Annotated in this window: 10 protein-coding genes; 3 read left to right on the forward strand and 7 right to left on the reverse strand. The window is 60.4% G+C overall.

Annotated elements, in window-relative coordinates; translation table 11 throughout:
• Positions 1-10: 10 nt before the first annotated feature.
• Positions 11-1312 carry an MFS transporter gene (locus tag DR88_RS18210; protein WP_002895884.1) on the reverse strand — a complete coding sequence of 434 codons (1302 nt, stop codon included), beginning with the start codon at positions 1310-1312 and terminating at the stop codon, positions 11-13.
• A gap of 242 nt (positions 1313-1554) precedes the next feature.
• On the opposite strand from DR88_RS18210, the gene DR88_RS18205 reads away from it, so the two are divergent.
• Complete coding sequence (locus tag DR88_RS18205) at positions 1555-2685, forward strand: LacI family DNA-binding transcriptional regulator (RefSeq protein WP_004219745.1); 1131 nt, start codon at positions 1555-1557, stop codon at positions 2683-2685.
• Here DR88_RS18205 and DR88_RS18200 read toward each other — a convergent pair.
• The 6 genes from DR88_RS18200 to moeA all read right to left on the reverse strand — a co-directional run bounded on the left by DR88_RS18200 (position 2682) and on the right by moeA (position 10560).
• A complete protein-coding gene (locus DR88_RS18200) occupies positions 2682-3947 on the reverse strand; it encodes a DUF1479 domain-containing protein (protein WP_002895887.1) in 1266 nt (421 codons plus the stop codon). The genes DR88_RS18205 and DR88_RS18200 overlap by 4 nt on opposite strands.
• Positions 3948-4086: 139 nt before the next feature.
• On the reverse strand, positions 4087-4902 hold the full coding sequence (locus DR88_RS18195; RefSeq protein ID WP_004191195.1) for a Cof-type HAD-IIB family hydrolase: 816 nt from the start codon (positions 4900-4902) through the stop codon (positions 4087-4089).
• A 176-nt stretch (positions 4903-5078) separates the two neighbouring features.
• Positions 5079-7511 (reverse strand): formate C-acetyltransferase/glycerol dehydratase family glycyl radical enzyme, encoded by a 2433-nt coding sequence (locus DR88_RS18190; RefSeq protein WP_004147714.1) that lies wholly within the window; start codon positions 7509-7511, stop codon positions 5079-5081.
• A gap of 4 nt (positions 7512-7515) precedes the next feature.
• On the reverse strand, positions 7516-8415 hold the full coding sequence (locus DR88_RS18185; protein WP_004176738.1) for a glycyl-radical enzyme activating protein: 900 nt from the start codon (positions 8413-8415) through the stop codon (positions 7516-7518).
• A gap of 154 nt (positions 8416-8569) precedes the next feature.
• The gene (gene moeB, locus DR88_RS18180) at positions 8570-9325 is read right to left on the reverse strand and encodes a molybdopterin-synthase adenylyltransferase MoeB (protein WP_023312887.1); all 756 of its coding nucleotides are present in this window, start codon (positions 9323-9325) and stop codon (positions 8570-8572) included.
• Positions 9325-10560: a molybdopterin molybdotransferase MoeA gene (gene moeA / locus DR88_RS18175; RefSeq protein WP_004147723.1), complete on the reverse strand. Its 1236-nt coding sequence runs from the start codon at positions 10558-10560 to the stop codon at positions 9325-9327. The genes moeB and moeA overlap by 1 nt, the downstream gene beginning before the upstream one ends.
• 235 nt (positions 10561-10795) lie before the next feature.
• Between moeA and iaaA the strand changes: the two genes are divergently transcribed.
• Together iaaA and gsiA are read left to right on the forward strand one after the other, a co-directional pair.
• On the forward strand, positions 10796-11737 hold the full coding sequence (gene iaaA / locus DR88_RS18170; protein WP_004147725.1) for a beta-aspartyl-peptidase: 942 nt from the start codon (positions 10796-10798) through the stop codon (positions 11735-11737).
• A gap of 17 nt (positions 11738-11754) precedes the next feature.
• The gene (gene gsiA / locus DR88_RS18165) at positions 11755-13614 is read left to right on the forward strand and encodes a glutathione ABC transporter ATP-binding protein GsiA (protein ID WP_004151710.1); all 1860 of its coding nucleotides are present in this window, start codon (positions 11755-11757) and stop codon (positions 13612-13614) included.
• Positions 13615-13617 lie beyond the last annotated feature (3 nt).

A 13617-nucleotide genomic window follows, 5' to 3' on the forward strand; every position in this document is an offset into this window, starting at 1 on the left:
ACATCCACTCTCAGGCGCGCTTGGCGCGACGTTCAGCAATAAATGCCACCAGGAAAACGGCGCCAATCAGGTCAAAGAAACCCATGGCGATAAATAGCGGGTTGAAGCCGATTTTGTCGGCGGTCACCCCGATTAATAACGAGAACAAGAAGCTGGCGATCCACGCTGCGGAGCCGCGCATACCGTTGACCGTCGCCATTTGTCCCTTGTCGAAAGACTCCACCACCAGCGCGCTGAGCATGCAGGAGATGATCTGATGGCCGAAGCCGCCAATGGAGATCAGGATGATGGTGATATAGGGATCGCGGGTGATGGCGACGAGGGCCAGGGAGAGCATCAGGAACGCGCCGGTTACCGAGCTGGCGATCACCGAGTTCACTCGCGTACAGCCGAACCAGCGAACATACAGGCGGGTGAGGTAGCCGCTGACCACGCTGCCGAGATCGGCGGCGAGAAACGGCAGCCAGGCGAACATGGCGATCTGCTTCAAATCCATGCCGTGCTCTTTCGCCAGGTACAGCGGCACCCAGAAACTCAGCACCGCCCAGGCGGGCTCGGCCATAAAGGCGGGAATGGCGATCCCGTAGAAACGTTTATTTTTCGAGACGGTTTTGAGCGCGGTAAAGAAGGGCTGTTTTACCGGCGGGGCTTCGTTATCCTGTTTGATGTACTCCAGCTCGCTTTTGCTGAGATTGGGGTGCTTTTCCGGGGTCTGATAGAAGGCCCACCATAGTACTACCCACAGTAGCGCCAGCGCGCCGGTAAACATAAATGCCCCTTGCCAGCCGAAGGAGGCGTGGGCGAAGTAGATGATCGGCGGGGCCAGCATCGCGCCGATGGAGAACCCAACGCCAGCCCAGCCGGCGGCAATCGGGCGTTCAGATTTCGGAAACCATTCGCCGATGGTTTTGGCGTTGGCCGGAGTAGCGGCCGCCTCGGCCCCACCCATAAAGAAGCGCAACATAGCCAGGTGCAGCCAGCTACCGGCCCCGGCGTGGGCGATACAGGCCAGCGCCCACAGGGTGGCGCAGATCATAAAGCCAAGCTTCAGGCCGATGACGTCGATAAGCCAGCCGCACAGCGGCTGGAAAATCGTGTAAGCCAGCTGAAACGCGCCGACGATCCACGAGTATTGTTCGGTAGTAATGCCGAGGGTCGCTTTCAGTTCCGGCGCGATAATTCCCAGCGAGTTGCGTGTGATGTAGTTGACGGTAACGCCAAGTAAAAACAGGACCAGCACCCACCAGCGCAGGTTTTTCACTACCCGGCGCGTTTTGCTGACGGCGATATCATTGTTGAGGCCTTGACTCATAGCACACTCCACAAGACGTTTGTAGGGGGAAAGTGACGGTCTCACTCCCTGAGCGGTCACGTAGATTTATTAACTATTTGAATAGTCTATTTTTTATCTCAGCATCATTGGTATAACTAGTATGGGAGATGTTGGACCAATTCAGGCTAGGGCAGAAAAATCGTCTGGCAAAGCGCTATTTATGCAAGTTTTTTCATGAAATGAGCGAGATCGCATATTTGACAGCGGAATTTGCTTGTAACGTGTGCTTTGGCGATTATGAAAATTCTTTCATTTTTCAATCGGAGCTGGATCACAAAATGGATAAAAAGCTGCGCGTCGCCGAAATTGCCGCCCGCACCGGGCTATCGCCCAGCACCGTTTCACGCGTCCTGGCCGGGAAAGCGAATACCAGCGACAAGGCGCGCCGGGCGGTGCTGGACTGCGCCCGCGAGCTGGGTGTCATGCAGGGGTTGGCCGCCGGGCGTCTGCTGCTCAATCATCTGCTGGTGTTTGCCCCGCAACGCGCATTCGATGAGCGATCGGATATCTTCTACTACCGGGTGATCCAGAGCATCAATAACGCGCTGGCGGCGCATGAAGTGCGCCTGCGCTACTGCGCGCTGGACGAGAACGACAGCGACGCCAATCTGTTTCTTGCCCGCATGAATGAACCTGAGACCCAGGCCGCGGTGCTGCTGGGGATCGACGATCCGCATATTCATGGCCTGGCGGCGGATCTGGGCAAACCCTGCGTATTGATCAACTGTCGGGATGAAGGGATGCGGCTGCCGTCCATCGCTCCCGATCATCGGCTGATCGGCCAGTGCGCGGCCCGCTATCTGTTTGATATGGGGCATCGGGCGGTGATGAACGTGATGTGCCTGCGCCGCTATACCATGGAGCTGCGGCTGGGGGGGATTCAGGAGGCGTGGCGCGCGCGTAATCTGCGCTTTACCGCCAGCCGGGATCTTATCAGCGTCGCCAACTTTAGCGCCAGAGAGACGGAAGAGCAGGTGGGCGCCTGGCTTGACGGCTTACAGGGCAGGCCGTTGCCCACCGCCTTCCTGGTGGGCGGCGATTTTATGGCCGCCGGCACCGTCAGCGCATTGCAAAAGCGTGGCCTGCGGGTGCCGCAGGATGTCTCGGTGATGAGCATTGACGGATTTAATCTGGCGGCGATTCAGGAGGTGCCGCTGACCGCGGTGCATGTGCCGCGGGATGAGCTGGGCAGCGAGGCGGTGCATCTCCTGCAGCAGCGCCTGCTGCGCCCGGAGGCGCCGCACGGCTCGCTACTGCTGCATGGCACGCTGGTGGTACGCGATTCGGTACGGCGGATCCGGCCGGGCAAAGGCCATACCGCCGTCGAGCCGCAGGGGCTGTATGACGATTAGACCGGCATACCCAGCGCCCGTTTGCCGTGGATATTCAGATCCTCCAGGGTGAAGCGCCCCTGCCAGCTGGCTTCATAGTCCTCGCGCGGGAAATCCCCCGGCGAGGCGCCTTTTTCCAGGGCGATTTTCACTTTCTGCGCGTAGGCGAGGTTCTTCTCGCACATCGGCGCGGCCGGAATGTACATCACATTTCCCCAGCCCTGCTGATTTTCCACCGGCGCCACCGAGTGAATGATGTCGCAGTGCCACCAGACGGAGTCCCCGGCATTCAGCGCTGGAATCGAGCTTAACGCTTTAATTAAGAGCGGGTGCCACTGCTCAGAGATCGGCAGCACTCTGCCCGGCGCAACGCCGCACAGCTCATCTTCCGGCACATCGTCGAGCAGGGGGCGCAGCAGCACATAAGCCATCGCCTCCGGGATCGGCACCACGTGCAGCAGCCCCTGACCCGGGATCATGTCCGACAGCGCGGTCCAGCCCTGGAAGGTGCGGAACACCGAGCATTTGGTGGTGTTGTCGACGGTATACTCTTCCACTTCGGTACGGTGCGCGGCGTCCCACGGGTCGTAGGCGTCGATATTGCCATTAAAAACGTTGGCGAAAACCTGCTGATAGGCGGGAAGCAGCCAGCGCTCCAGCGCGCCGGAATCGGTATGCGCCCCCAGCCCCTTCGAAGTGGTTCCCGGCGGGCGGCGGCGGATGCGGTCGGGATAGATCACGCTGACGTCCGGATCGAACCAGCGTTTGCCATTCTGTTCAAAACGCCACAGGCGGTTGAGGAAAGATTGCACCGCCGCCATTTCATCGCTCTGCCGCGCCTGCATTTGCGAGGGCGACCAGTAGATCGGGTAGATCTCCGGGCGCGAAGCCTCCAGCGAACCGAAGAAGCTGTCGCCAGGCCCTTTGTAAACATCGTCGAAATGGTTGCGATCCAGATATTCCAGCATCGCGGTATCCCACGCCAGCGCCTGTTCGCGTGGGAAGTGGCCTTTAATCACCGCGCAGCCACGGCGCTTAATGGCCGCGCGCTGCTCATCGCTCACTGTTCCTTCGGCGATATCGCGGAACGGAATGGTTGGCCAGACCTCCTGGCCTGCGGCTTTCAGTGTCTCAATCTCCTGCAGCCGCTCGCTGATGCGCGCTGAGAGCTTATCGAACACCGCCTGGACGTCGCCAATTTGCGCCCGCAGGGCCTGTTTCATCTGGCGAATCGCCGCTTTGTGATCGGCGGGAAGTGTTTCGTGGGTCGGGAGAGCAGCCATAATAACCTCGCTGTACCTTTCATTCGAAAGTATAAAATCTTACAAACGTTAATTTAAGTTAAAATGGAGTTAATGCAAGTTTAAAATCTTGCTGCGGCGCACAAAATGGAAAACCGGGGCGCGATGCCCCGGCGAAGGGTCAGGCGTTGAAGGGCGGGGTGTTATCGAGGACGGCCTGGATAACGTTCAGCGCGCCGTCATGGTTATTATCGTCGGTAGCGTAGCCGGCGATGGCCTTGATGCTGTCGGCAGCGTTACCCATGGCGAAAGCGTATTTCACCAGCTTCAGCATTTCGGCGTCGTTGCCGCTGTCGCCGATGGCGACGCATTGCTGCGGCGAAAGATCCCAGCGCTTGAGCAAACGGCTGATGCCGTTGGCTTTATGCAGGCCAGGGATAATCAAATCGACAAAGCCAAAGCCGCTGGTGACCGGCTTCATGATGCCGTCGAGCGACACGTGCAGTTTATCAATCAGCTGTGGGATCTCGCTGTCCGGCAGGTTGAGAGAGAATTTAAACAGCGTATCGTCGATGGCGTGATAGTCGCTCACCCGCTGTAGGCGATGGTAGTGCTTCGACATCAGCTCAACAAAGGCGTCCGGAGCTTTATCGCTGACGTAGGCGCTCTGCAGGCCGCAGGCGACAAAGTTGAGCTGCGGATCTTTGAGCAATTCGCCAATCACCACTTGTGATTCGTGGCGGGTCAGTTCGCCGTGGAACAGCTGCGTGCCATGTTCATAAACCAGAGCGCCGTTTTCTGCGACGAACGAAATCTGCTCGCGGATCTCCGGGAAGAAGGAGATCAGCTGATAGTACTGGTTGCCGCTGGCGACAACAAATTCAATGCCGCGCTGCTGCAACTGGGCGAATTGCGCCAGAAACCGTGAGCGATCGTAGGTTTTGGCGTCATTGAGAAAAGTTCCGTCCATATCGGTGACGATAACTTTAACGGTCATAAGAGAGTGCTCCTGGCTTAACTTCGACCAGTAACATTCTAATTACAATGTGATGAGGAGCACAAATTTATTTCGAATGAAAGTTCACGCATTCAGAAAATGCCGGAAGGGCATGTCTTTTCCGGCCTGCAGAACAGGGTTGGCCCGCTAAGCATAGCGCCAGCGGGCACGAAGGATTACAGCGTATGTTCGGTACGGGCGATGATATCGTCCTGGGTATCCGGCGACAGGGCGGTGAAGAACGCCGAGTATCCAGCGACGCGGACCACTAAATCGCGGTACTGGTCAGGATGTTTCTTGGCTTCCAGCAGCGTGTCGCGCGACACGATGTTGTACTGGATATGCCAGCCTTTGTGCACCTCGAAGAAAGTGCGCAGCAGCACCATCAGCTTCTGCTTATCGGACTCGTTCTCCAGCGTTGACGGATTCAGCTTCTGATTAAGCAGCACGCCGCCGAGGATCGCCCCGGTCGGCAGCTTGCCCACCGAACTGATAACCGCCGTCGGCCCCAGATGGTCGGTACCGGAGGCCGGGCTGGCCCCCTCCGCCAGCGGGGTATGCGCTTTACGGCCATCCGGCGTCGCCATGGTCTGCGCGCCGAACGGGACGTTAGCGGAAATAGAGGAGGTACCAGCGTAATAATTGCCGCCAATCGGGCCGCGGCCATAGCGCGGATTGTGATACTGCTTCAGCTCGTCGATATAGGTCTGGTAGGCCCGCGCCAGCAGTTGGTCGACGCTGTCATCATCGTTACCATACTTCGGCGCGCCGTTGATCAACCGCTGGCGCAGCTGCTCGTGGGTCAGACCGTCGAAATCTTCCGCCAGCGCCTTCGCCAGCTCCTGCTGGCCGATGGCGCCCTGATCGAAGACCAGTTTTTTCACCGCCGCGAGGCTGTTGCCGAGGTTGGCGATACCCACCTGCAGGCCGGAAACCCAGTCATACTTCGCGCCGCCTTGCTTAATGCTTTTCGCCCGTTCGATGCAGTCATCGACCAGCGCCGAGCAGAGAATATCGTGGACGTTCTCTTCCAGCATGGTATCGACCACGTACTCAATCTCGATGGATTTACGGGTGTAGTAACGAATCTGGCGGTCCCAGTCGGCCAGCACCTGATCGAAGTTAGCGAAGTTGCCTTTCGACAGGGCGTGCTCCTGCGGCAGGAACACCTGACCGCTGGTGGCATCGCGGCCGCCTTCCAGCGTCGCCAGCATCACCCGCGCGAAGTTAATAAAGCTCATGCCGGTGCAGCGGTAGCCCCACTTACCGCCGACCGCGGTTTCGATACAGCCGATAGCCGCGTAATCGTAGGCGTCCTGCGGCTCAATGCCCAGCTTAATGAATTCCGGGATGACGATTTCATCGTTGTTAAACGCCGGCATGCCGAAACCGCAGCGGATCACCTGGACGCAGGCGTCTAGGAAGTCGTTGCTCATCCCGGCGTGGTAGCGCACGCTGAGGTTCGGCTGGGTAGAACGCAGGCGACCGCAGGATTCCAGGATCGCATACGACAGCGGGTTGACCGCGTCCTGCGGCTTACCATCCACCAGATTCTGGCCGCCGATGGTGACGTTCTGGTATAGCGGGCTGCCGGCAGAGGCTTTGGAGTGCGAGCCGGAACGGATCTTATTGACCTCCAGCAGCTTCAGCCAGCAGCTGTGCAGCAGCTCAATGGCCTGTTCGCGATCCTGCGACTGTTGCAACTCAACGTCGCGGCGGTAGTACGGGTAGAGGTACTGGTCCATACGGCCAAAGGATACCGAATGGCCATTGGATTCAATCTGCAGGATAAGCTGAATGAAGTAGCACAGCTGCAGCGCCTGCCAGAAGGTTTTCGGCGGCTCATGGGCGATGACGTCGCAGTTTTCGGCAATCGTCAGCAGTTCGTGGCGGCGTGATTCGCGGGATTCTGCTGTCGCCATCTCGCGCGCCAGCGCGGCGAAGCGTTTGCTGTGATCGCTGACCGCTTCCAGCACGATATCAATCGCTTTCAGGAACTGCTCGCCGTGCAGGTCTTCCAGTACCGTCAAATTGATACGCGAGCGGCGTTCGGCGACTTTCGCACGCATCCCGTCGAGCCCTTTCTCCAGCAGCAAGGGGTAATTGACCGCGAGGTGAGCATCCCCGGAGGTCATATTGCCTTCCGCCTTAATAATGCCGGTGGCGAGCAGCGCCTTTTGCTCATCGGTGAACATACCGTAGCAGCGGTCTTGTACGGTCTGGCCGCGCCACCATGGGCACACTTCATGCAATACGCGTTTATTCTCCTCGCTGACCGAGAAGCCGGCGCCGGGGCGGTCGGCGAGATCGTCGATCTCTTTCTCAATCCAGCTGACGGTGTATTCCGGGAAAATAGGCGCGGCGCGCACTTCGCTGGCCTGGTTACCGACGATCAGCTCATCGTGCTTGATCCAGATGGTGCGCTCCGCCAGGTGGTGAGCCAGCGCCAGCGCGCGGCGCACCGGGATCGGTTTATCGAGATGCCGCTGATACATCTCCGTATAGTGGCGGGCGCGCTCGGTACAGACCGGCGGCTTGACGATATGCACCAGCGCCATTTTATGGGCCTGGATACGGGCGCTGAGGGTGTTGAGCTTCAGGGTAGTCATAGGGTTATCCTCGTAATATCGCCGTTAGCCCCTTGCTTTGCGCATAATCCTGCGCGAAGGCGAGCAGCTCAGGAGCGTCCAGCGGTTTGTCCGGTGCGGTGTAGGGCTGACTGAGTAACTGGTATTTGTTCATTCCCAGCGTGTGGTACGGCAGGTAATGGATCTCGCTGACCTGCAGGCGATCGGCGGCAAAATCGGTGATCGCGGCAATGTCGGCTTCGCTGGCGTTGAATCCCTGGATCAACGGCACGCGAATAATCATTTTTTTCCCCGCCTGCGCCAGACGCTGCAGGTTATCCAGCACCCGGCGGGCGCTGCCGTCGGTCCACTGCTGAAAAACGGCCTCGTCAACGTGCTTCAGATCGGCGAGAAACAGGTCGACAAAGGGTAAAGACGGTTCAATGTATTTCCACGGCACGTGCAGGCAGGTTTCCACGGCGGTGTGAATGCCTGCCTGATGACTGGCTTCGAACAGCGCTTGCGCCAGCGTTGGGTTCATAAAGGGTTCGCCGCCGGAAAGAGTGATGCCGCCGCCGCTGCGATCGTAGAATGGTTTATCACGCAGCACCGTCGCCATGATCTCCTCGACGCTCTTCTCCTCGCCGCACACCGTGAGCGCGGTGGTGGGGCAGCAGTCGCGCAGCGCGGCGATATGGCTGTCGTTAACGTTTTGCCGGTGAATGATCAGGCCATCGAGGGTGCGGGTGATAACCGCCGGCGCCGCCTGCTGGCACAGCTCGCAGCCGGGCAGGCACAGCCGCGAGTCATACAGCAGATCTTCGCTACGGGCGCGGCTCTCCGGGTTCTGGCACCAGCGGCAGCCCAGCGAGCAGCCTTTCAGGAAGACGACGGTGCGGATCCCTGGGCCGTCATGGGTGGAATAGCGCTGGATGTTGAAGATCATGGCTTATCCTCTTGTTTGCGTATGAACATAAAAACACTTTCGAATGAAAGTTATGTTGACGCAAATCAACAAGCGGGATGGGGATAAGTCAGAGAGGAGAAAATAACGAGAGCGGTCACAAAACCACCGGCGACTCTCGTCGCCGGTGTGGGGGTCAGTGCGAGCCGCATACCTCGCACTGCGGGTGACGCATCAGCCTCATTTCGCGAAACTGGCAGGTCATGGCATCGTAGATGACGATTTTTCCGCTGGCAGGGGTGCCGTAGCCGCTCAGCAGCTTAATCGCCTCCATCGCCTGCAGCGAACCGATGGTGCCCACCAGCGGGGCCATTACCCCGGCTTCGACGCAGGTGAGGGCATTTTCGCCGAACAGACGGCTCAGGCAGCGGTAGCAGGGTTCGCCATCCTGATAGGTAAAGACGCTGATTTGCCCCTCCATACGGATCGCCGCTCCGGAGACCAGTGGGGTTTTGTGCTGAAAGCAGCCGACGTTAAGCTGGTTGCGAATGGCGACGTTGTCGGTGCAGTCGAGCACCAGATCGTGATCGGCAATCTGCGCCGCCAGCGCGGTCTCATCCAGCAAGGCATTGAGCGGGACCAGACGGACGTGCGGGTTAATGCGCGCCAGCGCCTCGCGGGCGGAATCCACCTTCGGCTGGCCGAGGGTGGCGTCGCTGTGCAGCGTCTGGCGCTGCAGGTTGGAGAGCGAGACAGTGTCGAAATCGAGCAGGGTGAGCTGCCCGACCCCGGCGGCGGCCAGATACTGCGCGGCGGCGCAGCCGAGCCCGCCGAGGCCGACCACCAGCACGCGAGCGGCTTTTAACCGCTCCTGACCGTCAAAATCAAAATCGCGCAAGACGATCTGCCGGTTATAGCGCAGCATCTCTTCATCGCTCAGCTCAACGGTCATTACAGCCCCCCAAACAGGTGACTGAAGGGTTCGACCTCGACCCATTCACCTGCTTCAACATGGCCGCGCTCACGCTCCAGCACGATAAAGCAGTTGCCGAGGCTGAAGGAGCTGAAAATGTGCGAGCCCTGATGGCCGGTGGTGTTCACCACCAGTTCGCCGTCCGGGTTGCGCTGCAGAATACCGCGCTGAAAATCGAGGCGGCCAGGCGACTTTTTCAGGCGCGTGGCGGCGCGGACCCGCAGGCGGGGCGCCTGAAGCGGGCCGTGCTTGCCCGAGAGTTTCGCCAGCAGGGGTTGCACCAGCTGACAGAAGGTGACGGTGGCGGACACCGGGTTACCCGGCAGGCCGCAGAACCAGCTGCTGCTGAGCTTGCCGAAGGCGAAGGGTTTCCCCGGCTTAATCGCCAGCTTCCAGAAGCCGATCTCCCCCAGCTCTTCGAGGATAGTTTTGGTGTAATCGGCTTCGCCCACCGAGACGCCGCCGGAGCTAATGACCACATCGGCCTGCTGGTCGGCGTCGATAAAAGCGTCACGCAGCTTCGCCGGGTCGTCAGGAATAATGCCGAGGTTAATGACCTCGTAGCCCAACTGCTGCAGCATCAGGTGCACTGCCAGGCGGTTGGTATCGTAAATCTGGCCGTCGCCGAGCGGTTGACCCGGCAGCTGCAGCTCATCGCCGGTTGAGAAGACCGCGACGCGTACCTTGCGCACCACCTCGACCTCGGCAATGCCGAGCGAGGCCAGCACCGGCAGCTCGGCCACCGTCAGGGGTGTCCCCGCCGGGAAGACCACCGCGCCGTGGGCAATATCTTCTCCGCGGCGGCGAATATGCTGCCCGGCTTTTACCGGCGCGATAAAGCGCACGCCGGCGTCGGTCTGTTCGGTCTCTTCCTGCATCACCACCGCATCGCAGCCTTCCGGCACCGGCGCGCCGGTCATGATGCGGATACAGGTGCCCGACGGCCAGGCGTCGTTGAACGGCTGGCCGGCGAAGGCCTTACCGGCGACCGGCAGCGCCGCGCCGTCGCGAAGGTCGTTCAGCCGGACGGCATAGCCATCCATCGCCGCGTTATCAAAGCCGGGCACATCCAGCGGGGAGACGATGTCATGGGCGGTCACACGCGAGAAGGCCTGCAACAGCGGTACAGTTTCCGTCGCGTTCAGCGGCGTAATACGATCGAGCATCTGGGCGAGGGCTGTGTCGAGCGGCATCAGTCCGGCGGTAAAATCCATGGGTCACTCCTGCGGGCAAAACAGCGAAAACGCCTATTATGGCAGAAAAGCGGCGCGGGCTGTATGCCACCTGGGTACGAGGCTTTACATCGCCCGCCGCTCTTTCTATATTCAAAAATTGTATAAGACATTCAGCAATATAATGATATCAATACCCTTATTCATGACGTGACCGGCGCCGCGCCGCGGTACGACAGGGCAGGGGCGATCCACTTCATCGTTAAGGACTGGCGAAATGGGCAAGGCGGTTATAGCAATTCACGGCGGCGCAGGGGCGATTTCTCGCGCGCAAATGACGCCGGAGCGGGAGCGAGAGTATGTGGCGGCGCTGTCGACTATCGTCGAAAGCGGGCAGAAAATGTTGGCCGCGGGCGCCAGCGCGCTGGATGCCGTGACCGAGGCCGTTCGGCTGCTGGAGGAGTGTCCGTTGTTCAACGCCGGAATGGGCGCGGTATTTACCCGCGATCAAACCCACGAGCTGGACGCCTGCGTAATGGACGGCTACAGCCTGCAGGCGGGCGCGGTAGCCGGGGTCAAACATTTGCGTAATCCGGTGCTGGCGGCGCGTCTGGTGCTGGAGAAGAGTCCGCACGTATTACTGATCGGCGAGGGGGCGGAAAATTTTGCCATCTCCCACGGGATGGCGCGCGTGGATAACGATCTCTTTTCCACTCCTGAAAGGCTGCTGCAGCTGCAGGAGGCGAAAGCGGGCGGGGAGATTATCCTCGACCACCACGCCGCTCCCCTCGACGAACGCCAGAAAATGGGCACCGTCGGCGCGGTGGCGCTCGATCTGGCCGGCAATCTGGCGGCGGCGACCTCCACCGGCGGCATGACCAACAAACTGCCCGGACGCGTCGGCGACAGCCCGCTGCCGGGCGCGGGGTGTTATGCCAATAATGCCAGCGTGGCGGTCTCCTGTACCGGCACCGGCGAAGTCTTTATGCGTACCCTGGCGGCCTACGATATCGCCGCCCTGATGGAGTATGGGCAGCTCAGTCTCTATTCCGCCTGCGAGCGGGTGGTGATGGAGAAACTGCCGGCTCTCGGCGGCAGCGGCGGGCTGATAGCCGTCGATCGCGAAGGCAACGTCGTTTTACCGTTTAACAGTGAAGGCATGTACCGCGCCTGGTGCTATGCCGGCGATACGCCGACCATTGGCATTTATCGCGAATAGAACAAGGGAGAGGGCGAGTGTCGCAAACTCACGAAACCGATACCTGCGAAGTGCTGGTGGTGCGCAACCTGAACGTGGCGTTCCGCCAGCAGGATGCGCCGGAGGTGCAGGCCGTGCGTCAGCTTTCCTTCAGCCTGCGCCGCGGCGAGACGCTGGCGATAGTGGGTGAGTCCGGTTCGGGAAAATCGGTGACCGCGCTGGCGCTGATGCGTCTGCTAGACGCGGCCAGCAGCGAGGTGAACAGCGAGGGGCTGTGGTTGCGGCGGCGTAACCGGCAGGTGATCGCGCTCAATGAGCAAACGGACGCTGAGATGCGCCGGGTGCGCGGCGCGGATCTGGCCATGATTTTTCAGGAGCCGATGACCTCGCTGAATCCGGTTTTTACCATCGGCGAGCAGATTGCCGAATCCCTGCGCCTGCACCAGGGGTTGGGGCGCGAAGAGGCGCTGCGCGCGGCGAAAAAGATGCTCGATCAGGTGCGTATTCCCCAGGCGGAAGAGATGCTCTCGCGCTATCCGCACCAGCTCTCCGGCGGCATGCGCCAGAGGGTGATGATCGCCATGGCGCTCTCCTGTCGGCCGGCGGTGTTGATAGCCGATGAGCCAACCACGGCGCTGGATGTCACCATCCAGGCGCAAATTCTGCAACTCATTGCCGTTCTGCAAAAGGAGATGGCGATGGGGGTGATCTTTATCACCCACGATATGGGCGTCGTGGCCGATATCGCCGATCGGGTGTTGGTGATGTATCGCGGTGAGGCGGTAGAGACCGGCAGCGTTGAGGAGATCTTTCGTTCGCCGCAGCACCCGTATACGCAGTCGCTGCTGGCGGCGGTCCCGCGGCTGGGGGAGATGCGTGGCCAGGATCTGCCGCGCCGTTTTCCGCTGCCGGGCCAGCCGCTGGCGGAGAGCGAAACGCCCGATACGGTAGTCGCCGGCGAGCCGATCCTGCAGGTGCGTGACCTGGTGGCCCGTTTTCCGGTGCGCGGCGGGCTGCTCAATCGCGTGACGCGCGAAGTGCATGCGGTGGAGAAGGTCAGTTTTGATCTCTGGCCGGGAGAGACCCTGTCGCTGGTGGGCGAGTCCGGCTGCGGCAAGTCGACCACCGGCCGGGCGCTGCTGAGGCTGGTAGAGACCCAGGGAGGCACCATTACCTTCGACGGTCAGCGGATCGATACCCTCGCCGGCGGCAAGCTGCAGGCTCTGCGGCGCAATATTCAGTTTATTTTTCAGGATCCTTACGCCTCGCTTGATCCGCGTCAGACGGTCGGCGATTCGATTATGGAGCCGCTGCGGGTGCATGGCCTGCTGCGTGGGGAAGCAGCGCGTGAGCGGGTCGCCTGGCTGCTGAAGCGCGTGGGGTTGCAGCCGGAGCATGCCTGGCGCTATCCCCATGCCTTTTCCGGCGGCCAGCGGCAGCGGATCTGCATTGCCCGCGCGCTGGCGCTGAATCCGAAGGTGGTGATAGCCGACGAGTCGGTGTCGGCCCTGGATGTCTCCATTCGGGCGCAGATTATCAATCTGATGCTCGACCTGCAGCGCGAGATGGGCATCGCGTTTCTGTTTATTTCCCATGATATGGCGGTGGTGGAGCGCATCAGCCACCGCGTGGCGGTGATGTATCGCGGTCGCATTGTCGAAATAGGCCCGCGCCGCGCGGTGTTTGAAAACCCGCAGCACCCCTATACCCGTAAGCTCATGGCCGCCGTACCGGTGGCCGATCCGGGCCACCGTCATCCGCAGCGGGTTCTGCTGTCTGATGACGTCCCGGGCAATATTTATAAGCGGGGCGAGGAGATCGCCAGCGTGCCGTTGCAGCAGGTCGGGCCGGGCCACTTCGTCGCCCGCGAATCCGCCGATGTGCTGGGCAGAACATAACAA

Origin of the sequence: Klebsiella pneumoniae, from assembly GCF_000742135.1 — a bacterium.
Taxonomy (GTDB): domain Bacteria; phylum Pseudomonadota; class Gammaproteobacteria; order Enterobacterales; family Enterobacteriaceae; genus Klebsiella; species Klebsiella pneumoniae.

Excerpts from the sequence above, each read along its gene's own strand:
- DR88_RS18210 (WP_002895884.1), bottom strand. The coding sequence starts at position 1,312 with ATGAGTCAAGGCCTCAACAATGATATCGCCGTCAGCAAAACGCGCCGG.
- DR88_RS18200 (WP_002895887.1), bottom strand. The coding sequence starts at position 3,947 with ATGGCTGCTCTCCCGACCCACGAAACACTTCCCGCCGATCACAAAGCG.
- DR88_RS18195 (WP_004191195.1), bottom strand. The coding sequence starts at position 4,902 with ATGACCGTTAAAGTTATCGTCACCGATATGGACGGAACTTTTCTCAAT.
- DR88_RS18190 (WP_004147714.1), bottom strand. The coding sequence starts at position 7,511 with ATGACTACCCTGAAGCTCAACACCCTCAGCGCCCGTATCCAGGCCCAT.
- DR88_RS18185 (WP_004176738.1), bottom strand. The coding sequence starts at position 8,415 with ATGATCTTCAACATCCAGCGCTATTCCACCCATGACGGCCCAGGGATC.
- moeB (WP_023312887.1), bottom strand. The coding sequence starts at position 9,325 with ATGACCGTTGAGCTGAGCGATGAAGAGATGCTGCGCTATAACCGGCAG.
- moeA (WP_004147723.1), bottom strand. The coding sequence starts at position 10,560 with ATGGATTTTACCGCCGGACTGATGCCGCTCGACACAGCCCTCGCCCAG.
- iaaA (WP_004147725.1), top strand. The coding sequence starts at position 10,796 with ATGGGCAAGGCGGTTATAGCAATTCACGGCGGCGCAGGGGCGATTTCT.